At 71.4% G+C, this 21862-nt stretch carries 18 protein-coding genes and 2 pseudogenes; 12 read left to right on the top strand and 8 right to left on the bottom strand.

Going from position 1 to position 21862, the window contains the following annotated elements; translation table 11 throughout:
* Window positions 1-10: 10 nt before the first annotated feature.
* Window positions 11-739, bottom strand: coding sequence for a ZIP family metal transporter (locus ACIBEI_RS36500; protein WP_398894772.1), 729 nt, complete (start codon window positions 737-739; stop codon window positions 11-13).
* Between the two features lie 161 nt (window positions 740-900).
* Between ACIBEI_RS36500 and cobM the strand changes: the two genes are divergently transcribed.
* From cobM to cobC, 6 genes are read left to right on the top strand one after another with little or no spacing between them, the layout of a single operon-like run.
* Window positions 901-1764, top strand: a complete 864-nt coding sequence (gene cobM / locus ACIBEI_RS36495; RefSeq protein WP_398894770.1) for a precorrin-4 C(11)-methyltransferase — start codon at window positions 901-903, stop codon at window positions 1762-1764.
* Window positions 1761-3425 carry a precorrin-6y C5,15-methyltransferase (decarboxylating) subunit CbiE gene (gene cbiE / locus ACIBEI_RS36490; protein WP_398894769.1) on the top strand — a complete coding sequence of 555 codons (1665 nt, stop codon included), beginning with the start codon at window positions 1761-1763 and terminating at the stop codon, window positions 3423-3425. The genes cobM and cbiE overlap by 4 nt, the downstream gene beginning before the upstream one ends.
* Window positions 3422-5104 (top strand): precorrin-3B C(17)-methyltransferase, encoded by a 1683-nt coding sequence (gene cobJ / locus ACIBEI_RS36485; protein WP_398894768.1) that lies wholly within the window; start codon window positions 3422-3424, stop codon window positions 5102-5104. The genes cbiE and cobJ overlap by 4 nt, the downstream gene beginning before the upstream one ends.
* 32 nt (window positions 5105-5136) lie before the next feature.
* Window positions 5137-5826, top strand: coding sequence for a precorrin-8X methylmutase (locus ACIBEI_RS36480; protein ID WP_398894853.1), 690 nt, complete (start codon window positions 5137-5139; stop codon window positions 5824-5826).
* Window positions 5823-6767, top strand: coding sequence for a sirohydrochlorin chelatase (locus tag ACIBEI_RS36475; RefSeq protein WP_398894766.1), 945 nt, complete (start codon window positions 5823-5825; stop codon window positions 6765-6767). Before ACIBEI_RS36480 ends, ACIBEI_RS36475 begins: the two co-directional genes overlap by 4 nt.
* Window positions 6757-7926 (top strand): Rv2231c family pyridoxal phosphate-dependent protein CobC, encoded by a 1170-nt coding sequence (gene cobC, locus ACIBEI_RS36470; RefSeq protein ID WP_398894765.1) that lies wholly within the window; start codon window positions 6757-6759, stop codon window positions 7924-7926. The genes ACIBEI_RS36475 and cobC overlap by 11 nt, the downstream gene beginning before the upstream one ends.
* A 230-nt stretch (window positions 7927-8156) precedes the next feature.
* On the opposite strand, the pseudogene ACIBEI_RS36465 reads toward cobC, so the two are convergent.
* The 5 genes and pseudogenes from ACIBEI_RS36465 to ACIBEI_RS36445 form a co-directional block, all read right to left on the bottom strand.
* A pseudogene (locus ACIBEI_RS36465) lies at window positions 8157-9788 on the bottom strand (IS200/IS605 family accessory protein TnpB-related protein).
* Window positions 9789-10310: 522 nt separating this feature from the next.
* Window positions 10311-11402, bottom strand: coding sequence for an amidohydrolase family protein (locus ACIBEI_RS36460; protein WP_398894763.1), 1092 nt, complete (start codon window positions 11400-11402; stop codon window positions 10311-10313).
* 98 nt (window positions 11403-11500) lie between these two features.
* Window positions 11501-12331 carry an amino acid ABC transporter ATP-binding protein gene (locus tag ACIBEI_RS36455; RefSeq protein WP_398894762.1) on the bottom strand — a complete coding sequence of 277 codons (831 nt, stop codon included), beginning with the start codon at window positions 12329-12331 and terminating at the stop codon, window positions 11501-11503.
* Window positions 12328-13161, bottom strand: a complete 834-nt coding sequence (locus ACIBEI_RS36450; RefSeq protein ID WP_398894761.1) for an amino acid ABC transporter permease — start codon at window positions 13159-13161, stop codon at window positions 12328-12330. The genes ACIBEI_RS36455 and ACIBEI_RS36450 overlap by 4 nt, the downstream gene beginning before the upstream one ends.
* On the bottom strand, window positions 13158-14006 hold the full coding sequence (locus ACIBEI_RS36445) for a transporter substrate-binding domain-containing protein (protein ID WP_398894759.1): 849 nt from the start codon (window positions 14004-14006) through the stop codon (window positions 13158-13160). Before ACIBEI_RS36445 ends, ACIBEI_RS36450 begins: the two co-directional genes overlap by 4 nt.
* A 205-nt stretch (window positions 14007-14211) precedes the next feature.
* Between ACIBEI_RS36445 and ACIBEI_RS36440 the strand changes: the two genes are divergently transcribed.
* The 5 genes from ACIBEI_RS36440 (at window position 14212) to ACIBEI_RS36420 (ending at window position 19168) form a co-directional block, all read left to right on the top strand.
* A complete protein-coding gene (locus tag ACIBEI_RS36440; protein ID WP_398894758.1) occupies window positions 14212-15258 on the top strand; it encodes a pyridoxal-phosphate-dependent aminotransferase family protein in 1047 nt (348 codons plus the stop codon).
* 208 nt (window positions 15259-15466) lie between these two features.
* Entirely contained in the window at window positions 15467-16180 is a 714-nt protein-coding gene (locus ACIBEI_RS36435; RefSeq protein WP_398894757.1) for a DsbA family oxidoreductase, read from the top strand.
* 107 nt (window positions 16181-16287) lie between these two features.
* On the top strand, window positions 16288-17337 hold the full coding sequence (locus ACIBEI_RS36430) for an aminotransferase class V-fold PLP-dependent enzyme (RefSeq protein WP_398894755.1): 1050 nt from the start codon (window positions 16288-16290) through the stop codon (window positions 17335-17337).
* Window positions 17338-17391: 54 nt separating this feature from the next.
* A complete protein-coding gene (locus ACIBEI_RS36425; RefSeq protein WP_398894754.1) occupies window positions 17392-18009 on the top strand; it encodes an RNA polymerase sigma factor in 618 nt (205 codons plus the stop codon).
* A gap of 25 nt (window positions 18010-18034) precedes the next feature.
* Window positions 18035-19168: a maleylpyruvate isomerase family mycothiol-dependent enzyme gene (locus ACIBEI_RS36420; protein ID WP_398894752.1), complete on the top strand. Its 1134-nt coding sequence runs from the start codon at window positions 18035-18037 to the stop codon at window positions 19166-19168.
* Between the two features lie 57 nt (window positions 19169-19225).
* On the opposite strand, the gene ACIBEI_RS36415 is transcribed toward ACIBEI_RS36420, so the two are convergent.
* A complete protein-coding gene (locus tag ACIBEI_RS36415) occupies window positions 19226-20455 on the bottom strand; it encodes an RNA-guided endonuclease InsQ/TnpB family protein (RefSeq protein WP_398894750.1) in 1230 nt (409 codons plus the stop codon).
* Between the two features lie 74 nt (window positions 20456-20529).
* On the opposite strand from ACIBEI_RS36415, the pseudogene ACIBEI_RS36410 reads away from it, so the two are divergent.
* A pseudogene (locus tag ACIBEI_RS36410) lies at window positions 20530-20892 on the top strand (alkene reductase); the annotation flags it as partial.
* Window positions 20893-20972: 80 nt separating this feature from the next.
* Here the strand turns inward: ACIBEI_RS36410 and thpD are convergent.
* Complete coding sequence (gene thpD / locus ACIBEI_RS36405) at window positions 20973-21860, bottom strand: ectoine hydroxylase (RefSeq protein WP_398894749.1); 888 nt, start codon at window positions 21858-21860, stop codon at window positions 20973-20975.
* Window positions 21861-21862: the final 2 nt, after the last annotated feature.

Below are 21862 nucleotides of genomic sequence, written 5' to 3'. Positions count from 1 at the left end.
TCCGCTCGCCTCACTCCGCGATGCCCACCACCAGCCAGATGAAGGCCGCACCCGCGATCGTGCACAGCAGTGTGGAGCGGGCCGGGTGTTCGTGGTGGGCCTCGGGGAGGATCTCTGCCGCGGCGAGGTAGAGCAGCGCACCGCCGAAGAAGCCGAGATAGCCGCCCAGCAGGTGCTCGGGGATGGTGAAGAGGAGCGTCGAGGCGGCGCCCACGACCGGGGCCGCCGCGTCCGCGAACAGCATCGCGATCGCTTTGCGGCGGGCGTTCCCGTACAGGGTCGTGATCGTGTACGTGTTGAAGCCGTCCGCGAAGTCGTGGGCGATCACGGCGACGGCCACGGCCGCTCCCATGCCGCCGCCGACCTGGAAGGCCGCGCCGATCGCCACCCCGTCCATCGCGCTGTGGCCGACCATCGCGGCGGCGGCCGTCAGGCCCACCTGGGGGGCCCGGCCGTTGTGTTCCTCCCCGCCGTGCGCCGCCTGGCGGACGGCCAGCAGGCGTTCCACCAGGTGGGCCAGCAGGAACCCCGCCACGAAGAGCAGCAGCGCGGCCGGTACGCCGAAGATCTCGTCGCCGGCCGCGTCGAGCGCCTCCGGCAGCAGGTCCAGGCCGACGACGCCCAGCATCAGACCGCCTGCCAGACCGAGGACGAGGTGGCGGCGGTCGGTGACGCGTTGCGCCGTCCAGCCGCCGGCCAGCGTCATGAGGAACGCGCCGAGCGCGACGAACACCGCCATACGCCCTTGCTATCCGATCGACCCGTGTTCACGCACGTCCGCCGCACGCCCGAGACCGCATGGCTTCCGGAATACGTGCGATGACGTCCCGAAGCGCCCCCGAAAACCCCTGCATTACCCGCAGCACGACCCGCAGCATCCGTAGGAGAGGACCCCATCCCATGGCCGATGCCCCCAACGGCAAGGTGACCTTCGTCGGGGCCGGGCCCGGTGCCGCCGACCTGCTGACGTTCCGTGCCGCGCGCGCCATCGCCGAGGCCGACGTCGTGATCTGGGCCGCCAGCCTGGTGCAGGCCGAGGTCCTCGAACACGCGCGTGAGGGAGCCGAGATCCTGGACTCGGCGACGATGTCGTTGGAGGACGTCGTCGCCGTGTACGAGCGGGCCGCCGGGGCCGGGCTGAGGGTCGCCAGGATCCACTCCGGCGACCCCGCGCTCTGGGGCGGCACCCAGGAGCAGGTCGACCGGTGCGCGGAGATCGGCATCGAGACCGAGATCGTGCCCGGCGTCTCCTCGTTCTCCGCCGTCGCCGCGCTCGCCCAGCGGGAGCTGACCATCCCCGAGGTCGCGCAGTCCGTGATCCTCACCCGGCTCGGCGGCGGCAAGACGCCCATGCCGCCCGGGGAGGAGGTACGGGAGTTCGCGCGGCACGGGACGACGATGGCGCTGTTCCTGTCGGCCGCTCGCAGCGGGCAGCTCGTACGGGAGCTGCTGGAGGGCGGCTATCCGACGTCGACGCCCGTCGTGGTCGCGTACCAGGCCACCTGGCCGGAGGAGCTGATCGTGAAGTGCACGATCAGCACGCTGGAGGAGACCGTCAAGGAGCACAAGCTCTGGAAGCACACGCTGTTCCTGGTCGGCCCGGCCCTCGACGCGCACGGCACGCGCTCGCACCTCTACCACCCCGGCCACTTCCACGGCTTCCGCAAGGCCGATCCGGAGGCCCGCAGAGCGTTGCGGACGCAGGGCGCGCGGGGTACACAGGATGCGCGGAGTCCACGGGATGCGCAGGGTGTCACGCCGTGATCATCGTCGTCGGTACGGGTACGGGGGCGCCGCTTCCTCCGGGCGCCGGGGCCGCGTTGGCCGGGGCGGGGCTCGTCGTGGGCGGCCGGCGCCATCTGGCCGCCGCGACGTCGATGCCGGACACGGCCGAGCGTGTCGTCCTCGGTCCGCTCGCGCCCGCCCTCGACGCGATCGAGCAGTTCCTGGAGAAGCCCGCGGACCAGGGGCGGGTCGTCGTGCTGGCCTCCGGGGACCCCGGGTTCTTCGGGATCGTCCGGGCCCTCGCCGAGCGTTTCGGGGCCGAGCGGCTGGAGGTCCACCCGGGGGTGTCGTCCGTCGCCACCGCCTTCGCGCGGCTCGGGCTGACCTGGGACGACGCGGTGGTCGTGAGCGCGCACGGGCGCGATCTGCGCACCGCCGTGAACGTCTGCCGGGCCCATCCCAAGGTGGCGGTGCTGACCGGCCCGGGGTCCGGACCCGCGGAACTCGGGGCCGCGCTGCGGTCGAGCGGGCGGGTGCTGGTGGTGGCTTCGGCGCTGGGGGCGAGCGCGGTCTCGGCTTCGGCGCCGGGGGCGGGTGCTGTCTCTGGCGCTGTCCCCGGCTCTCTCTCGGGCGCTGTCTCCGGCGCTGTCCCCAGCTCTCTTTCGGGCGTTGTCTCCGGCTCTGTCTCGGCTTCGGTCTCTGCCCAGGACGCGGGGTCCGGTGCGGGTTCGGGCGCGGGCTCGGGCGCGGGCGCGGGTACGGGCGCGGGCGCAGGTTCGGGCGCTGGCGCAGGTTCGGGCGCTGGCGCAGGTTCGGGCGCTGGCGTGGGTGCGATCCCCCGCTTCAGCTCGGCCCCGGACCCCTGCTCCGGCTCGGGTACCGGCCTCAGCTCAGACCCTGGCTCGGCCTTGAACCCAGCCCCAGCCCCCGACCCAGACCCCGACTCCGACCCTGACCACGGCCACGGCCACGGCCACGGCGAACGCGTCGAGCGAGTCACCCCCGCCGAGGCCGCCGCCCGGGACTGGGGACCGGCGGTGAGTGTCGTGCTCTGTCTCGACGAGGCTCGCGTCCTCTCCCCCGTGCGCACGATCGCGGGCCCGCCGTCCGGGCCCGCCCAATGGGCCCTGGAAGAGGGCGAGTTCACCCACCGGGACTCGATGATCACCAAGTTCGAGGTGCGGGCGCTGGCGCTGGCCCGGCTCGGACCGCGGCTCGGTGAGCATGTGTGGGACATCGGTGCGGGCTCCGGCTCGGTCGCCGTGGAGTGTGCACGGCTCGGGGCCGCCGTGACCGCGGTGGAGAAGACCCTGGACGGTGTGGAGCGGATCCGCGCCAACGCCGCCGCGCATGGGGTCGACGTAACCGCCGTGCACGGCGCCGCGCCGACCGTACTGTCCGACCTGCCCGACCCCGACGCCGTGTTCATCGGCGGGGGCGGCCGGGAACTGCCCGCCATCGTGACCGCCTGTGCCCGGCGGGCGCGGCGGTCGGTCGTCGTGGCGATGGCCGCCCTCGACCGGGTTCCGGCGGTCCGGGACGCGCTCGTCGCGGCCGGGCTCGACTGTGACGGCGTACTGCTGCAGTCGTCCCGGCTGGCGCCGCTGCCGGGGGACGTCACCCGGCTCGCGGCGACCAACCCCGTTTTCCTGCTGTGGGGCGTCCGGCCTCCGGTACGTAGTGAAGGAGCTGCTCAGTGATCGGCCTGATTTCCGCGACGGCCGCCGGTTCGGCGGGCTGTCGGCGGGTGGCCTCGGCCTGGCCGGGCCGTACCCGCGTGTACGAGGGCCCCGTGGGGGACGCCGTGCGACGGGCTTTCGCGGAGTGTGAGCAGCTCGTGTGCTTCCTCGCCACGGGGGCCGTGGTGCGGCTCGTCGCGCCGCTGCTCTCGGACAAGGCGTCCGATCCCGGGATCGTGTGTGTCGACGAGGGCGGGCGGTTCGCGGTGTCCCTGGTCGGGGGCCACGGCGGCGGCGCCAATGAACTCGCCCGCGAGGTGGGCGAGTTGCTCGGTGCCGAACCCGTCGTGACGACGGCGACCGACTCCGTGGGGGTGCCGGGGCTCGACACGCTCGGCCTGCCGGTCGAAGGGGATGTCGCCGGGGTGTCCCGGGCCATGCTGGACGGGGAACCGGTCGCGCTGAACGCCGAGTTGACCTGGCCGCTGCCGCCGCTGCGGGTCGCTGCGGCCGGGGCGTACTCAATTCGCGTCAGCGACAGGGCAGTTGAGCCCTCCGAGCGTGAGGTCGTGCTCCGGCCGCCCTCTCTCGTCGTCGGCGTCGGCGCCTCCAAGGGTGCCCCCGTCGACGAGGTGCTCGGGCTCGTCCAGGACGCCCTCCGGGACGCCGGTCTTTCGGTGAAGTCCGTCGCCGAGCTGGCCACCGTCGACGCCAAGGCCGAGGAGCCCGGCATTCTCGGGGCGGCCGAGCGGCTCGGGGTGCCCGTGGTGACGTACGGCGCCGAGGAGTTGGCCGCGGTCGACGTGCCGAACCCCTCGGACGCGCCCCTCGCCGCGGTCGGCACCCCGTCGGTCGCGGAGGCGGCCGCCCTCCTGCGCGGTGGCGAACTCCTCGTGCCCAAGCGCAAGTCGGCCGCGAGTCCCGCGATGGCGACCTGCGCGGTCGTACGCAGGCCGGGGCGCGGGCGGCTCGCGGTGGTCGGCCTCGGTCCCGGCGCCCGGGACCTGCTGACGCCCCGCGCGAAGGACGAGTTGCGCCGCGCCTCGGTGCTCGTCGGGCTCGACCAGTACGTCGACCAGATCCGCGACCTGCTCCTGCCGGGCACCCGGATCCTGGAGTCGGGGCTCGGGGCCGAGGAGGAGCGGGCCCGGACAGCCGTCGCCGAGGCCCGGCTCGGGCAGGCGGTCGCGCTGATCGGCAGCGGTGACGCGGGCGTGTACGCGATGGCGTCGCCCGCGCTCGCGGAGGCGTCCGACGACATCGACGTGGTCGGGGTGCCAGGGGTGACCGCCGCGCTCGCGGCCGGGGCGATCCTGGGCGCGCCGCTGGGCCACGACCATGTGTCGATCAGCCTCTCCGACCTGCACACACCGTGGGAGGTCATCGAGCGCCGGGTGCGCGCGGCGGCCGAGGCCGACCTCGTCGTCACCTTCTACAACCCGCGCAGCCGGGGCCGCGACTGGCAGCTCCCGAAGGCGCTCACGATCCTTGCCCAGCACCGGAAGCCGACGACGCCCGTGGGAGTCGTACGCAACGCCTCACGGCCGGACGAATCCAGCCGTGTCACCACCCTCGCGGGACTCGATCCGGTGACGGTGGACATGATGACGGTGGTGACCGTGGGCAACACGGCGACCCGTGAGATCGCCGGCCGCATGGTGACGCCCCGCGGCTACCGCTGGCAGGAGGAACCCAAGTGAGCGCAGTGAGCCGGGTGGTCCCGGAGAGCCGCATCGCGGACCCCGGGACCCGCGTCACCGACCCCGAAGCCCGGGTCGTGCACCCCATCGAGCAGGAGTCCTTCCGGCGGCTGCGGGCCCGTCTGGACACCTCGCACTTCCCGCCGCTGACCCGTGCCGTCGTGGAGCGGGTGATCCACTCCGCGGCCGATCTCGACTACGCGAGCGATCTGGTGACCGACGAGGTCGCCCTCGAGAAGGCCCACCGGGCGCTGCACGACGGGGCGCCCGTCGTCGTGGACGTGGAGATGGTCGCGGCGGGCATCACCCGGCGCGACACCGTCTGCCGACTCAAGGACGCCGTGTCCGGCCCGGGGCTGACCCGCTCGGCCCACGCCATCCGGCTCGCGTACGAGCAGGTCGGGCCCGGCGCGCTCTGGGTGATCGGCTGTGCTCCGACCGCGCTGGAGGAGCTACTCACCCTGGACGCCGCCCCGGCGCTCGTCATCGGGCTGCCCGTCGGCTTCGTCGGCGCGGCGGAGTCCAAGGCCGCGCTGCGCGAGAGCGGGCTGCCCGCCGTGAGCAACGTGTCCGAGAAGGGCGGTTCGGCGGTCGCCGCGGCCGCGCTCAACGCCCTGCTGTACCACCCCGTTTCCCACCCGGTGCCTGACGCCGAGTCCCACCCCGCGCCCGAGGCCGAGTCCCAGGCCGGTTCCCCGTCCAAGTCCAAGGAGAAATCGTGACCACCCCCGCCCCCGCCCTGCTCATCGCCGGACACGGCACCCGGGACGACGCGGGTGCCGAGGCCTTCCGCGACTTCGTACGGGAACTGGGCCGCCGCAACCCCGGACTGCCCGTCGCGGGCGGCTTCATCGAGCTCTCCCCGCCGCCGCTGGGCGACGCCGTGACCGAGCTGGTCGAGCAGGGCGTGCGCCGGTTCGCGGCCGTTCCGCTGATGCTGGTGTCCGCCGGGCACGCCAAGGGCGACATCCCGGCCGCGCTGACCCGCGAGAAGGAGCGGCACCCCGGGATCTCGTACACGTACGGGCGTCCGCTGGGCCCGCACCCTGCGTTGCTCGCGGTGCTGGAGCGGCGGCTCGACGAGGCGCTCGGCGGTTCGGCGCGGACCCCCGCGGACCGTGCCGAGGTGACCGTCCTGCTCGTCGGGCGCGGCTCGACCGACCCGGACGCCAACGCCGAAGTGCACAAGGCCGCGCGGCTGTTGTGGGAGGGGCGGGGTTACGCGGGTGTGGAGACGGCGTTCGTGTCGCTGGCCGCGCCGGACGTGCCGTCGGGCCTGGACCGCTGTGTGAAGCTGGGCGCGCGCCGGATCGTGGTGCTTCCCTATTTCCTGTTCACGGGTATCCTCCCGGACCGGGTGCGGCAGCAGACCGAGGGGTGGGCCGCCGCGCATCCGGAGGTCGACGTGGTCTCCGCCGATGTCATCGGGCCGGAGCCGGAGCTGCTCGACCTGGTCATGGAGCGCTACCGGGAGGCGGTCAAGGGTGATCTGCGGATGAACTGCGACTCGTGCGTCTACCGCATCGCGCTGCCCGGGTTCGAGGACAAGGTGGGGCTCCCCCAGCAGCCGCACTTCCACCCGGACGACGACGATCACCATCACGACGGGCACCATCACGGGCATCACCACCACGACGGCCACGCACCCTCCCATGCACACTGACAGGGACGGCAGAGACGGCCCGGGCGGGCACCACCGCCCGGGCGGCGGACAGGGCGTCGGGGCACAGGCCGCCGACGGACAAGGCTCCGGCTCCGGCGGACTCGGTGACGCGCACGACCTCCGGCACCACGGCGACGCCGAGGTGCGCGACGACGGCTCGGCGCTCGTCGACCTCGCGGTGAACGTCCGCGCGGACACACCGCCGGCCTGGCTGCGCGAGCGGATCGCCGAGTCGCTGGCCGGGCTCGCGGCCTACCCGGACGGACGGGCCGCGCGGGCCGCCGTGGCGGCGCGGCACGGACTGCCCGTGGAGCGGGTGCTGCTCACGGCGGGCGCCGCCGAGGCCTTCGTACTGCTGGCGCGATCCCTGAAGGTCCGTCAACCCGTCGTCGTGCACCCGCAGTTCACCGAGCCGGAGGCGGCTCTGCGGGACGCGGGGCACACCGTGGACCGGGTGCTCCTGCGGGCCGAGGACGGCTTCCGGCTCGACCCGTCGGCCGTTCCCGAGGACGCGGACCTCGTCGTGATCGGCAACCCCACTAACCCGACGTCCGTCCTCCATCCGACCGCCCTGATCGCCGAACTCGCCCGTCCCGGGCGGACGTTGGTGGTCGACGAGGCGTTCATGGACGCGGTTCCGGACGAGCGGGAAACCCTCGCGGGACGTACGGACGTGCCGGGTCTGGTGGTACTGCGCAGCCTCACCAAGACGTGGGGCCTCGCGGGGCTGCGCATCGGGTACGTCCTGGCCTCCCCCGAGACGATCGCCGAACTCGAACGGGCCCAGCCGCTCTGGCCGGTGTCCACGCCCGCGCTCGCCGCCGCCGAGGCCTGTATGACTCCGCGGGCACTGGCGGAACAGGACCACGCGGCCCGTCGCGTCGCGATCGACCGGGTCCATCTGGTCGCCGGGCTGAGGGAGTTCGCGTCCGACGGCGTCCGGGTCGCGGAGCCCGCCGAGGGTCCCTTCGTCCTCATCGGGCTCCCCGGGGCGGCGGCCGTCCGTGCCCGGCTGCGCCGGCTGGGCTTCGCCGTGCGGCGCGGTGACACCTTCCCGGGGCTCGACGACACCTGGCTGCGCCTGGCGGTGCGCGACCGGGCGACGGTCAACCGCTTCCTCCAGGCCTTGGACCAGGCAGTGAGCTTGCGGGGCTGCTGACCTCGCGCGGGTGACGCACCACCCGGCGAGCGGGAGACAACTCCCGTACGTGATCGAGTACTTCGTCGGGCCCTGCTCGGAGCACGACACTGACGCGACCGTGGTCGTCCGTCACGTGGGCCGAGCACGCGCCGACCAGCGCCGCGGGATCGGCGAGCAGAGCGGTGGCCGCCGCGGTGACGGCGATCCGGCTTGCGGAAAATTTGCTGTTCAAGGTGGTGGGACCGTGCCTAAAGACTGAGCGGGAGTGAGTCCTGTCGCCAGAACCCATGCTCAGCCGCACGCCCCGAACGGTGTTGGGCGTGCTGGTCCCCAGCTTTCGCTCCATATCCGGGCTCAGCGCATCGTGTGCGTGGTCCAGGACTACGGGGGCTGGTTTCCTCACGCCCAAGAGCGGCCGGTCGGGCCTGGACGGTCCGATGCCCACGACGATCGCTCCGGTCGTCGTGGGGCGGTGCCGTCCATCGCCGGATCGGATGCCCTTGGGCGCGCCTGCCGATCGCGATGCTCGCGGCATCGTGTCGACTGGTCTTGCGGGTGGTGCTGGTCGTGGGGCGCTGCCAGTGTTGGGCGCCCCACTTTGAGGTGTAAGCCGGATCGACGGCGATGATCGCGATACCGGTCGCGTCAGCCATCGACGTCAAGCGGGCTCGGAGTCTGCTGGTGGGCAGGCCCGAGATGAGCTGACGGAACTTCTTCTTGCGGCCGTGCTTCTCCCTGGTCTTGTCCGCCGCGAAGTCCAGGTCCTCGATGGCGATGGCCTTGACGCCGCAGGTCTGGGCCCAATGGAGGAGTCGGGTAAGGGTGTGGCGGACCTGGGCGTCGCGGTGGCCCGCGGTGCCGGTCAGGTCGTAGAAGAAGCGGCGCGGACTGCCGGTTGGGTTGCCGTGCGGATCGAGGCGCCAGGCGGCGAGGTGATCGGCGTTGGTGTCGACACCGATCACGCCCTGCGACAACGCGGCGTCCAGCGAGATCGCCGGAGTGGGCGCGTACCGCCAGGAGGCCGTCAGATACCAGCGGCCCCGCCCAACGTGCAGGTGGATGCCGTACGCGACGGCCCGGTTGGCCTGCACCCGGTCGGCCCACTCGGGGCCCCGGTGCGGGAAGGTGACCCGGGCGGCCAGGACGTACCGGCCGTGTGAAGCGTTGGCCATTTCGGCCAGCGGGGCGGGGAGTTTGATGCTGATCTCGCCGTCCGGGGTGACGCGGATGGTCTCGTTCCCGTATCTCTTCCCAGACTCACCGTCGGCGGCGAGGAACCAGCGCTCCGCCTCCCAGCGCTGGCGCCATTGCGTCTGGGTGAGCTGGGCGTCGGCGAGGTGGTGCCGGGTATTCGCCAGATGTGTCCCGCCGCGCACCGCGCGCACTCGTCCGGCCTGCCAGTCCCGGATGGCGGCGGCGTGCCGGGCTTCCAGCGTGACCAGACGCCGGGACTTGGCATGCCACTCCCGCGCGGACCGGTAGCCACCCAGAGCCCCCTTCGAGCCGCGCGCGCCTACAGGCAGCGACAGCCGGTTCCGGATCGTCTGGATACCGGCCTCAAGACTGCGCACATGCGCGGCCAGGCAACGTCGGGACAGCGCCCACTGATCGTGCGACGCTTTGGTGACCGCCCCGGCCCAGCGGGACGACGACAACGAAGTCAGCGCCCGCTTCCGCACCGCCCACTTGTCCGCGGAATGCTCCAGACCGTCCGCGCAACGGGCCTTGAGATCCCGCGAAGCGAGCGCACCCATATGCGCGCCGACCAGCCGCAGCACCCGCTCGTCCTCGACAGTGAGGTGCTTGAGCCGGTCGCGGACCGCCACACCAGACGGCCCCGGAGCGACGAACGGCTCGACCATCAACCGCAGGCCCGAAATCGACCGCTCCCCCCTCCGACGCACAACACCCACCCCCGATCCACTCGTCACACAGATCAACGAACCGCATCGGGAAAGGTCACCCGTTCCCATCACGAACATTCAGGCGATCTACCCGCAGCAAGCGAGCAGCGCACGGAACTCGCACACACGCCCGTACGCGGTAGCACGGGGAAAACAGCAGCAGTCGAATACCCCCACGGGAGACAGAACTGGAGACGCGACGCCGCCGGACGCTCCGCTCACGGGGACCTGTGGGGAGCAGCACCGACGGCGTCGATGCGGGAATCCTTACGCACGGAGAGTGAACAGTCAGCAAGCTGACGGGGGTTCACTCATACGTGGAGTTTCCGTGCGCTTCTTCGAATCACTCGGCACGCGTGTTCCTCATCTCCACCCGGATGCCCGAACCGGCTCGAACGCGCCGGTTGACGCGCCGGAGCATGCGCGGAAGTGCAGAACGAGCGGGCTCAGCGGATGGTTACGCTCCGTCAACTCACAAGGTCCTGGCCTCACAAGGTCCTAGCCGACGACCTTGCCGTTCAGCACCACTCGTCGAGGCGCCGCCAGCACGCGTACGTCCGCCCGCGGGTCTCCCTCGTAGACGACGAGGTCGGCCGGTGCACCCTCGTCCAGGCCGGGTCGTCCGAGCCACGCCCGGGCGCCCCACGCCGTCGCCGACAGCGCCTCGACCGGCGGAATTCCGGCGGTCACCAGTTCGGCGACCTCGCCCGCCACCAGGCCGTGCGCGAGCGTGCCGCCCGCGTCGGTGCCGACGTACACCGGGACACCGGCGTCGTACGCGGCGCGCACGGTGTCGTAGCGACGCTCGTGCAGCCGTCGCATGTGCGCCGACCACTGGGGGAACTTGGCCTCGCCGCCGGCCGCGAGCTGCGGGAAGGTGGCGATGTTGACGAGGGTCGGGACGATGGCGACGCCGCGTTCGGCGAAGAGCGGGATGGTGTCCTCGGTCAGGCCGGTGGCGTGCTCGATGCAGTCGATGCCCGCCTCCACCAGGTCCCGCAGGGACTCCTCGGCGAAGCAGTGCGCGGTGACCCGGGCGCCCAGCCGGTGGGCCTCGGCGATCGCCGCCTCGACCTCGGCGCGGGGCCAGCAGGCGCCGAGGTCGCCCGTTTCACGGTTGAGCCAGTCCCCCACGAGCTTCACCCAGCCGTCGCCCCGGCGGGCCTCCTGGGCGACGTACGCGACGAGGTCGTCCGGCTCGATCTCGTGGGCGAAGCCGCGGATGTAGCGGCGGGTGCGGGCGATGTGGCGGCCCGCCCGGATGATCTTCGGGAGGTCCGCGCGGTCGTCGATCCAGCGGGTGTCGGAGGGCGAGCCCGCGTCGCGGATCAGCAGGGTGCCGGCCTCTCGGTCGGTCAGGGCCTGCTTCTCCGCGGTGTCGTCTGCGACGGGGCCGCTGGGGCCCAGGCCCACGTGGCAGTGGGCGTCCACGAGGCCTGGCAGGGCCCAGCCGTTCACTGTGCGGATGTCACGGGCGCCTGGTGGGCGCTCGTAGGTGATTCTGCCGCCGACGATCCAGAGTTCGTCCCTGGCGTCGTCGGGGCCGACGAGTACTCGGCCCTTTACGTGCAGCACCGGCTGATCGCTCATGTACTGCACCCTAATTCGTTGGTGGAGTACGTCGGAGGCTGCGGGCCGGTGGGGGCTTGTCGCGCAGTTCCCCGCGCCCCTAAAGGGGCACGATCCGCTCAGCCCTCCTTGGTCAGCGGGCCAACGCTGTCCTCCTCCACGTCCGCCATCGCCGGGTCCAGTAGGCGGGAGAGGAAGTGGCGGGTCCGCTCGTGGGTGGGATTGCCGATCACCTGGGCCGGGGTGCCGTCCTCGACGATCACGCCGGCGTCCATGAAGACGACTCGGTCGGCGACCTCGCGGGCGAAGGTCATCTCGTGGGTGACGACCATCATGGTCATGCCCTCGTCGGCGAGCATGCGCATGACGGCGAGGACGTCGCCGACGAGTTCCGGGTCGAGGGCGGAGGTGGGCTCGTCGAAGAGCATCACCTCGGGGCCCATGGCGAGCGCGCGGGCGATGGCGACGCGCTGCTGCTGGCCGCCGGAGAGGGAGGCCGGGTACGCGTCCGCCTTCTCGGAGAGGCCGACCCGCCGGAGGTTCTCGGCGGCGACCTTCGCGGCCGCCTCCTTGTCGCGGCCGAGGACCCGGCGCTGCGGCAGCGTGAGGTTCTCGGTCACCGTCAGGTGCGGGAAGAGGTTGAACTGCTGGAAGACCATGCCGATCCGGCGGCGTACGGCGTCGATGTCCACATCGGGGTGGGTGACTTCGGTGCCGCCGACGAAGACCTGGCCCTTGGTGGGCTCTTCGAGGAGGTTCACGCAGCGCAGGAGCGTGGACTTCCCGGAGCCGGAGGGGCCGATGACGCACACGACCTCGCCGGAGCGGACCTCCAGGTCGATGCCGCGCAGCACCTCGTTGTCGCCGAACGACTTGTGCAGGTCTCGGACCTGGATCTCCGGCGTGCCACTCGCGTCCTTCGTGAGGGCCGGACTGCTCGTAGTGCTCACTTGGTGGCCTCCCCGGCCTTCGCCTCAAGGCGGCGTACGACGAAACCGAGCGGGATCGTGACCAGCAGATAGCACAGGCCCGCCACCAGGATGGGTGTCGAGTTGGCGGTCTCGCTGGCCAGGTCTCGGCCGAACTTGGAGAGTTCGCGCTCCTCCAGCGTGACCCCGAGGAACAGCACCAGCGAGGAGTCCTTGAACAGGAGCACCAACTCGTTGGTGAGCGGCGGGATCACGATCCGGAACGCCTGCGGAATGATGATCGAGACCATGGCCCTGGCATGCGAGAAGCCCAACGAACGGGCCGCCTCCATCTGCCCCTTGGGCACGGCCTGGATGCCCGCGCGGATCGTCTCCGCCATGTACGCGGCCGCGACTAGGCCGAGCGCGAGCGCGACCTTTCCGTACGTGCCGCCGGGGATCTCCGTGCCGGGGAACGCCAACGGCACGGCGACGCCCACGAAGATGAAGATCAGCAGGGCAGGCAGCCCGCGGAAGATCTCGATGTAGATACCGGCCAGCCAGCGGTACGGCCCCACGGAGGAGAGCCGCATCAGCGCGACGACCACACCGAGGGCAAGGCCGAAGACGAAGCCGGACACCGTGTAGAGGACTGTGTTCTTCAGCGCCAGCGTGATGATGTCCGGGAACATCCGCTCGGCCAGATCGACTTGCGCGAACTGGTTCTGCAGCTGCTCCCAGTCGGCCGTGACCGCGAAGGCGACCAGCGCGGCGACGAACACCGCGTACTGGACGCCTCGCGACACGGCCCGCTTCTGACGTCTGGTCAGACCGCTTCTGCGTGGCTGGACCTTGGTGTCCGTCCCACTCATGAGGCGGCGGACGGGGAAGCGGAGGCGGCGTCCTCGTCGTACGGGCCGATCCACTTCTCGTACAGCTTCTTGTACGTGCCGTCCGACTTCGCGTCCGCCAGCGCCTTGTTGATGGCGTCGGCGAGCTTGGTGTTGCCCTTCTTCACCGTGACGCCGTACTCCTCGCCGGTGTTGATGTTGTCGGCGACCTCGAAGGCGTCCGCGTTGGCCTTGTCCTTCAGCCAGCCCTGGACGACCGGGTAGTCGATGACGACGGCCTTGACCTGGCCGGTGCGCAGGCCGTTCAGGAGCGCGTCGGAGGACTCGAAGGAGACCGGGTCGAGCCCCTTGCTCTTCGCGAACTCCTCGCCGGTGGTCTGCGCCTGGGCGCCGACCTTCTTGCCCTTGAGGTCCGCGAGGGAGGAGATGCCGCTCTTCTTGTCGGCCAGGACGGCCTGGGTGGCCTCGAAGTACGGGTCGGAGAAGTCGACGTTCTTCTTGCGCTCGTCGGTGATCGTCATGCCGGCCGCGGCGAGGTCGCACTGGCCGGCGTTGAGGGACCCGCCGGTCTTGAAGTTCTCGAAGGGCTGGTCGAGGATCACCTGCTTCACACCCAGGTCCTTGGCGACCAGGTCGATGATCGAGACGTCGAAGCCCTGCACCTTGCCGTCGATCTCCGACTGGAACGGCGGGTACGGCAGGTGCGTGCAGGTGGTGAGCTGTCCGCCCTTCACCAGCTCGACCCCGTTCGCGGTGGTCTTCTTGCCCCCGTCGTCGTCCGAAGAACAGCCGGCGACGAGCAGCAGCCCGGCCGTCGCGGTGGTGGCGGCCAGGATGCGGGACCGGCGCCCGAGGACCATCTTCACGGGGGTTGACCTCCTGTGGGGGAACTGTGGCTTCTGATTATAAGGAAAGGTATGAGGCTCTCAAACCATTCCCATGGCCATTGGGCCGTCCGGCCTCAGAAGTCGTCGGTGGGGCGGGCGGGGACCCGCCCGTTACGCTCGTGTGCGTCTACCCCGTGAGCGCCATCCGCGAACAGCGCCGTCCGTAAACGAAGAGAGCACTGCTGTGACCCACCCCCTCCTGGACCTGGCACCGCTGAGCGCCGCGCACTTCGCGTCGATCGAGGACCGCGTGGCGCGGCTGCTCTCCACCGAACAGGACGTCCTGATCACCCAGGGCGAGGCGCTCCTGCCGCTGGAGGGAGCCATCCGTGGCGCCGCCGGGCCCGGCACGACGGCTCTCAACGTGATCACCGGTCCGTACGGGCAGACGTTCGGCGACTGGCTGAGGGACTGCGGCGCGACGGTGTACGACCTGGCCGTCCCCTTCCACACCGCGGTCACGGCCACACAGATCCAGGAGGCCTTCGCCGAGCACCCGGAGATCGACTTCGTCTCCCTCGTCCACGCGGAGGCGGCCACCGGCAACACCAACCCGGTCGCGGAGATCGGCGAGGTCGTACGGGCGCACGGTGCCCTCTTCTACCTGGACGCGGTGGCGTCGATCGGTGCGGAGCCGGTGCTGCCGGACGCGTGGGGCGTGGACCTGTGCGTGATCGGCGCCCAGAAGGCGATGGGCGGGCCGGCCGGGGTCTCCGCGGTCTCGGTGAGTTCGCGCGCCTGGGCCCGGATGTCCGCCAACCCGCACGCTCCGCGCCGCTCCTACCTCTCCCTCCTGGACTGGAAGGAGCGCTGGATCGACGGCGGTCGCCGGGCACTTCTGCACGCTCCGGCCCAGTTGGAGATGCTCGCGCTGGAGGCGTGCGTGGTCCGTATCGAGGAGGAGGGGCTCGACACGGTGATGTCCCGCCACGCGGCGGCGGCCGTCGCGACCCGGGAGGGGGTGCTCGCGCTGGGCGCCGGGTTCGAGCCGTACGTGTACGAGGCCTCCGCGGCGGCTCCGGTCGCCACGACGTTGCGTACGCCTGTGGGGGTCGACGCCTCCGCCGTGGTGGCCAGGGCGTTGGCCGCCGACCCGACGTTGCCGCTCGCCGCGGGTGGCGGTGCCCTGGCCAAGGAGATGATCCGGGTCAACCACTACGGCCCCGCAGCGACGCTGGACTCCGTCCAGTCCTGCCTCTCCGCGCTGCGCGCCGCGTTGGCCGAGGGCTGAGTTTCGTCTGCGGGCGGGTGGGGGCCGGTCGCGCAGTTCCCCGCGCCCCTGAAAGACAAAAGCAGGGGCGCAGCCCCGCTTTAGGGGCGCGGGGAACTGCGCGATCAGCCCCCACCGGACCGCGGAATGAACTCAGGCGATTGAACGTTCACATACGAACACGGAGGCCGCCTCCGCCCCGCCCGTACTAGCCGAAAGAGCCGAAGACATGCGCGTCGAGATCTGGAGCGACATCGCCTGCCCATGGTGCTACGTGGGTAAGGCCCGCTTCGAGAAGGCGCTCGACGCCTTCCCGCACCGCGACGCCATCGAGGTGGTGCACCGCTCCTTCGAGCTCGACCCGGGGCGCGGCAAGACCGACATCCAGCCGGTGATCAGGATGCTCACCAAGAAGTACGGGATGAGCGAGGCACAGGCGCAGGCGGGCGAGGAGAACCTCGGCACGCAGGCCGCCGCCGAGGGTCTTGAGTACCGCACCCAAGGCCGCGACCACGGCAACACCTTCGACATGCACCGGCTGCTGCACCTCGCGAAGGAGCGGGGCCGGCAGGACGAGCTGATCCAGATCTTCTACAAGGCGAACTTCGCCGAGGAGCGGTCCGTCTTCGGCGACGACGAGCGGCTCGTGGAGCTGGCCGTCTCCGCCGGGCTCGACGCCGGCGAGGCCCGCGAGGTGCTCGCCGACCCGGCCGCGTACGCCGACGAGGTCCGGGCCGACGAGCGCGAGGCGGCCGAGCTGGGCGCGAACGGCGTGCCGTTCTTCGTCCTGGACCGGAAGTACGGCGTCTCCGGCGCCCAGCCCGCCGAGGTCTTCGCGCGGGCCCTGGAGCAGGCGTGGGGCAGCCACTCCCCGCTGAAGGTGATCCAGCAGGACGACGCCGAGGCGTGCGGCCCCGACGGATGTGCGGTGCCGCAGAACTGAAGCGGACGGCAAAAGCGCAGGTCGGGGCGTATCCATAAGCGTTGCTTGGCGAAACCACGTAGAAGTCGGCAATGGACGGGGAGATTCCCGGGCCGCAGAGTGGTCCCATGGAGACCTTCGAGACCCTCGTCCGTGCCGAGTTCGCCGCGAAGAACACCTATCTCAACACCGCGAGCACCGGGCTGCTCCCGGCCCGCGCGGTCGACGCCATGCGGGCCGGCGTCGAGTCCGTGGCGGCCGGGCAGCCGCAGGACATGTTCGCCGACGTGGAGGCGGCCCGCGCCTCCTTCGCCCGTCTCGTCGGAGTCCCGGACCGCCGTGTCGCGGCCGGGGCCTCCGTCGCCGTGTACAGCGGGCTGATCGCCGCCTCGCTGCCCGAGGGGGCCGAAGTCCTCACCGCCGAGGCCGACTTCACCTCCGTGGTGAACCCCTTCCATGTGCGCAGCGACCTCAAGGTGCGCACCGTGCCGCTGGAGCGGATCCCGGAGTCGGTGCGCCCCGGCACCGCGCTCGTCGCGGTCAGCGCCGCGCAGTCCGCGGACGGCCGGATCGTCGATCTGCCGGCGCTGCGCGAGGCCGCCCGGGAGCACGGGGCCCGTACGTACATCGACGCGTCCCAGGCCACCGGGTGGCTGCCCGTCGACGCGGACGCGTACGACTACGTGTCCTCCGTCGCCTTCAAGTGGCTCGTCTGCCCGCGGGGCGTGGCTTTCCTGGTCGTTCCGGAGGACCTGGGAGGACTGGACCCGATCTTCGCGGGCTGGGTCGCGGGAGAGCACCCCTGGGACAGCTGTTACGGGCCGGTCGAGGAACTCGCCCACTCCGCACGGCGGTTCGACGAGAGCCCGAGCCTCTTCTCGTACGCGGGTGCCCGCCATTCGCTGGAGCTGATCGAGAAGTTGGGCGTGGACGCCGTGCACGCCCATGACCTCGCCCTCGCGGACCGCTTCCGCGCGGGCCTGGCCGGCCTGGGGCAGGAGCCGGTTCCGGCGCCGGGCTCTGCGATCGTCTCCGTGCCCGGACTCGGCCGCAGGCAGCCGGAGTTGAGCCGGGCGGGGATCGAGGTCTCCGACCGCGCGGGCAACTTGAGGGCCGCGTTCCACCTGTACAACACGGCCGCGGATGTCGATCGTCTGCTGGACGTCCTGTCGGGCTGATTGCGAGACCCACTGGCGCGGGGTCCACCGGGACGCTAGGAAGGGCAGCACGAGGTGGTGGTGCCGGTGGAGCCAACTCTCCGCAAATCCGAACGGCCACCCGCGGATGCTGAGTTGCATCGGCGGCTGGTGTACGGCGACGAGTCCGCGCTGTCCGAGGCCTACGCGGCGTACGGCGGGCTCGTGCGGCGGATCGCCGGGCGCGTCACTAACAGCCCGGCGGCCGCCGAGGACGTGGCGCAGGAGGTCTTCGCCCAGCTGTGGAGCAGGCCGTACGCGTTCGACGCGCGCCGGGGTTCGCTGCGCACCTGGCTGTCCGTGCTCGCGCACCGGCGGGCCGTGGACTGGGTGCGCAGCGAGGCCCGGCACCGCAAGGCCGCCGGGGCGGACGACTCCGCGCTGCACGCGATCCCCGACACCGGGCCCGGGCCCGACGAGGCGGTCGTCGACCGCGAGCGCTCGCTGCTGCTGCACTCCGCGCTGGCCGAACTTCCGCAGCCGCAGCGCGAGGTGGTCCACCTCGCGTACTTCGCGGGCCGCACCTACCGCCAGGCCGCCGTCGAGCTGGGCATCCCGGAGGGCACCGCCAAGACCCGTCTGCGGTCCGCGCTGCGCAAGTTGGCCGAGACTTTGGCCGAGCCGCCGGATCCGGCGTGGGAAAGGGGCGCATGATGGCGACAGGGGAAGGAGGCGTCCGGTGACCGACGACCACGACGGTGTGCCCGAGCTGCTGGCCGCCTGGGCCTTCGGCGCGCTGCAGCCCGCGGACGAGAAGGCCGTACCGCTGCATCTGGCCGGCTGCGAGAGCTGCGCGGCGGAGGCGGAACGGCTCCGCGAGACCGTACGGCTGCTGGACGTGCCACCGGGGCCGACCGCCGCCGGCAACGGATCGCCCGCCGCGCGGAACGGTTCGGCCGCGGTCTCGCAGAACGGATCGGCGGCCGCGGTGACGGGCGCCGGATCCGCTGAAGCGTCCGTCGTCGGCGGTGGCGGTCCGGCCGGAGCGGACGGTGTGCTCGCGCTCGCCCTGCGGTCCCGGCCCGCCCTGCCGCGGGTCGCCGCGCACGCGGCCCCGTACGCGGCCGCCGTCGCCGGACTGCGCGCGCTGCTGCGGGAGGTGGACGGCCACGGGCCGTGGGGCACGCCCGTCGTGCACGACTGGGACGTCCGCGACACCGTCGGCCATCTGATCGCCGCAGACGAGCAACTGGCCGTGCGCCTGGGCCTGGAGACCCACACGCCGCCCTCGCGGACCACCGAGGACGCCTCGTGGGAGGAGGCCTGGAACACGCGGACCGCCGACGTCATCGCCTACGAGCGGACGCGCGACCCCCAGGAGACGGTGACAGTGTGGGCCGAGCGGGCCGCCGCGCTGCTGGCCACGCCGGAGGCCCGCGATCCCGAACGGGCCGCGCGCGCGACGACGTTGATGGGCGTACGGCTGCCGGTCGCCGACCACTTCGTGGTGCGCGGCTTCGAGGCGTGGATCCACACGGACGACATCGGCCGCGCGCTCGGTCTCGCGGTGCCGCCGCCCCCTGACGCCCATCTGTGGCAGCTGGTACGGCTCGCCGTCCGCATCCTCGGCATGGCGCTGGGGCCGACGGCACCGCCGGTGCTGTTCGCGGTGACCGCCGGCGAGAGTTCCACCGAGTGGGTGCTCGGCTCCGAGGACGAGGCGGTCCGGGGTGAACTCGTCCTGGACGCCGTGGACTTCTGTCTGCTCGTGGGCGGCCGGTACACACCGGACGAGGTGCCGAGGGGCGTGGCGGGCGACGAGGACGTCGTACGCGGCGTACTGGAGCGGGCTGCCGCCCTGTCCTGGCTTTGACACGCTCCTCGGGCTGAAGCCCGAGGATTCTGGCCGTCCCTACCCGTCGCTGTGCCGCTACGCGGCACGGCTTCGGCAGGTGATTCCGTGGCTTCCTGTTTCTTCGCGCTGTGCCAGAACGGGTTCTGGTCCTACCGGCGCTCCGCAGGCTGATGCCGCCAGTCCAGCGGCCCGTTTCACGTTCTTCGCGGCGTTGACATCCCGGTCATGCAGGATGCCGCAGGCGGGACAGGTCCACTCCCGCACGTCCAGGGGCTTGGGTCCGCCCCGGTGGCCGCAGGCCGAACACACCTGACTGGTAGGCTCGAATCGGCCGACCCTGATGAAGGTCCGCCCGTACCGCTCCGCCTTGTAGGCGAGCATCGACACGAACTGCGACCAGCCCGCATCGTGCACGCTCTTGGCCAGCCTTGTACGCGCAAGTCCCGATACCGCCAGATCCTCCACCGCGACCGCTTGGTTCTCGCGGATCAAACGCGTGGAGAGCTGATGGTGGAACTCTTTGCGCGCGTCAGCCACGGATGCGTGGGCGCGGGCAACCTTCAGGCGGCCCTTGGCCCGGTTCTTCGATCCCTTCTGCCTACGGGACAACTCCCGCTGCACCCTCTTCAGTTTCTTCTCCGCGCGGCGCAGAAACCGCGGCGAATCAATCCTTGTGCCGTCGGAAAGGACCGCGAAGTGCGTGAGCCCCAGGTCGATGCCGATGGCGCTGTCGGGGTCTGGGCCGTCCCAGCGGGCCCTGCCGTTGTCGGGGCCGGTGTCGATGACGAAGGACGCGAAGTACCTCCCCGCCGAGTCCAGGATCACCGTGACGCTGGACGGTACGGCGGGCAGGACGCGCGACCACTTCACCCGCACCTCGCCGATCTTCGGCAGCAACAGCCACCCCTTCTCAGTGATCTTCCAGCGGGCGTTCGCGGTGAACCGGATCGCCTGTCGCGCATCCTTACGAGACCTGAACCGCGGCGCGCCCACCCCCGGACCTTTGCGCTCCCCCTTCAAGGAGGCAAAGAAGTTCCGATACGCCTTCTCCACGTCCCGCAAAGCCTGTTGCAGGACGACCGAGGAGACCTCAGCCAGCCAGGAGCGTGCGGGGGTGTTCTTGGCCTGGGTGATCAACTGCTGGGACAGGGTCCCGGCCTTGGGGTAGGGCTCCTTGGTCGCGCGGGCATCCTCACGGGCGCGCACCGCGTCGTTGAACACGACGCGGGCGCACCCGAACGCCCGGGCCAACGCTCTGCGTTGACCAGGCTCCGGGTACAACCTGAAGGCGTACCGAAGCTGCATGCGGGGATCGTACGAACGAGCCACACCAACTGTCGCCGGGAACATCCGTTCCCCGTCTCACCGCTGCGTCCCGCAACGACATCCAGGAGCCCGAGCCGGAGCCCACGTACACCGCGCTGGTGGCCGAGCTGGAGCCGGTGGGCCTCGCCTATCTGCACGTCACCGAGGCGGTCGAGATGCGTGAGCTGACCCTCGCACTGCGCAAGCGGTTCAGCGGGGCCCTCGTCCTGAACCCCGCCACCGAGGGGCCGACCGGGCCGGAGTCCCTGGCCCTCGTCGAGGACGGTGTCGCCGATCTCGTCGCGTACGGCCAGCTGTTCCTGGCCAACCCGGACCTGCCCGCCCGTCTGCGGACCGGCGGCCCGTTCAACGAGCCCGACGGGGCGACGTTCTTCGGCGGGGACGCGAAGGGCTACACGGACTACCCGGCGCTGTAAGGCAGTTGGCCCGGTGTCCGACTCCCATGAGTCGGACACCGGGCCAATCACCCTCAGGCGTACGTCACTTCAGGTGTACGTCATTTCACCGGAGTGAAGTCCCTCGCCCCGATGAACTCGGGCCGGCGTACCGGGGCCGAGAACGGCTCCACCGCCGTGTTCTCCACGCTGTTGAACACGATGAAGACGTTCGAGCGCGGGAACGGCGTGATGTTGTCGCCCGAGCCGTGCATGCAGTTGCAGTCGAACCAGGTCGCCGAGCCGGCCTTGCCCGTGAAGAGCTTGATGCCGTGCTTGGACGCGAACTTGGTGAGCGCCTCGTCGGAGGGCGTGCCCGCGTCCTGCATCTGCAGCGACTTCTTGTAGTTGTCCTTCGGCGTCGCTCCGGAACAGCCGAGGAACGTGTTGTGCGACCCCGGCATGATCATGAGGCCGCCGTTGGTGTCGTGGTTCTCGGTCAGCGCGATCGAGACGGACACCGTGCGCATGTTCGGCAGGCCGTCCTCGGCGTGCCAGGTCTCGAAGTCCGAGTGCCAGTAGAAGCCGCTCGCGCCGAAGCCGGGCTTGACGTTGATCCGCGACTGGTGGACGTACACGTCGGAGCCGAGGATCTGCCGGGCCCGGCCGACCACGCGCTCGTCGCGTACGAGCTGGGCGAAGATCTCACTGATCTTGTGGACCTCGAAGACCGAGCGGATCTCCTGCGACTTCGGCTCCACGATCGAGCGCTCGTCGGCACGGATCGCCGGGTCCGTCACCAGGCGCTCCAACTCCGCATGGTAGAGCGCGACTTCGTCCTCGCCGATGATCCGGTCGACGGCGAGGAAGCCGTCACGCTCGTACGACTGCAGGTCGACCCCGGGGATCGGTCCCGGCGTACCGGGCTCGCTCCACACGACCGGGTCCTGCCGGGGCACGGACACCTCGCTGGTGCCGCGACTGGGATACAGGTCGGTGATCGTCGTCATCG

Source organism: Streptomyces sp. NPDC050988 (assembly GCF_044456225.1).
Lineage (GTDB): Bacteria > Actinomycetota > Actinomycetes > Streptomycetales > Streptomycetaceae > Streptomyces.
The sequence above is the reverse complement of the archived record's forward strand: the minus strand, read 5'-3'. Positions and strand labels throughout refer to the sequence as shown.

Excerpts from the sequence above, each read along its gene's own strand:
- ACIBEI_RS36500 (WP_398894772.1), bottom strand. The coding sequence starts at position 739 with ATGGCGGTGTTCGTCGCGCTCGGCGCGTTCCTCATGACGCTGGCCGGC.
- cobM (WP_398894770.1), top strand. The coding sequence starts at position 901 with ATGGCCGATGCCCCCAACGGCAAGGTGACCTTCGTCGGGGCCGGGCCC.
- cobC (WP_398894765.1), top strand. The coding sequence starts at position 6,757 with ATGCACACTGACAGGGACGGCAGAGACGGCCCGGGCGGGCACCACCGC.
- ACIBEI_RS36460 (WP_398894763.1), bottom strand. The coding sequence starts at position 11,402 with ATGAGCGATCAGCCGGTGCTGCACGTAAAGGGCCGAGTACTCGTCGGC.
- ACIBEI_RS36450 (WP_398894761.1), bottom strand. The coding sequence starts at position 13,161 with ATGAGTGGGACGGACACCAAGGTCCAGCCACGCAGAAGCGGTCTGACC.
- ACIBEI_RS36435 (WP_398894757.1), top strand. The coding sequence starts at position 15,467 with ATGCGCGTCGAGATCTGGAGCGACATCGCCTGCCCATGGTGCTACGTG.
- ACIBEI_RS36430 (WP_398894755.1), top strand. The coding sequence starts at position 16,288 with ATGGAGACCTTCGAGACCCTCGTCCGTGCCGAGTTCGCCGCGAAGAAC.
- ACIBEI_RS36415 (WP_398894750.1), bottom strand. The coding sequence starts at position 20,455 with ATGCAGCTTCGGTACGCCTTCAGGTTGTACCCGGAGCCTGGTCAACGC.
- thpD (WP_398894749.1), bottom strand. The coding sequence starts at position 21,860 with ATGACGACGATCACCGACCTGTATCCCAGTCGCGGCACCAGCGAGGTG.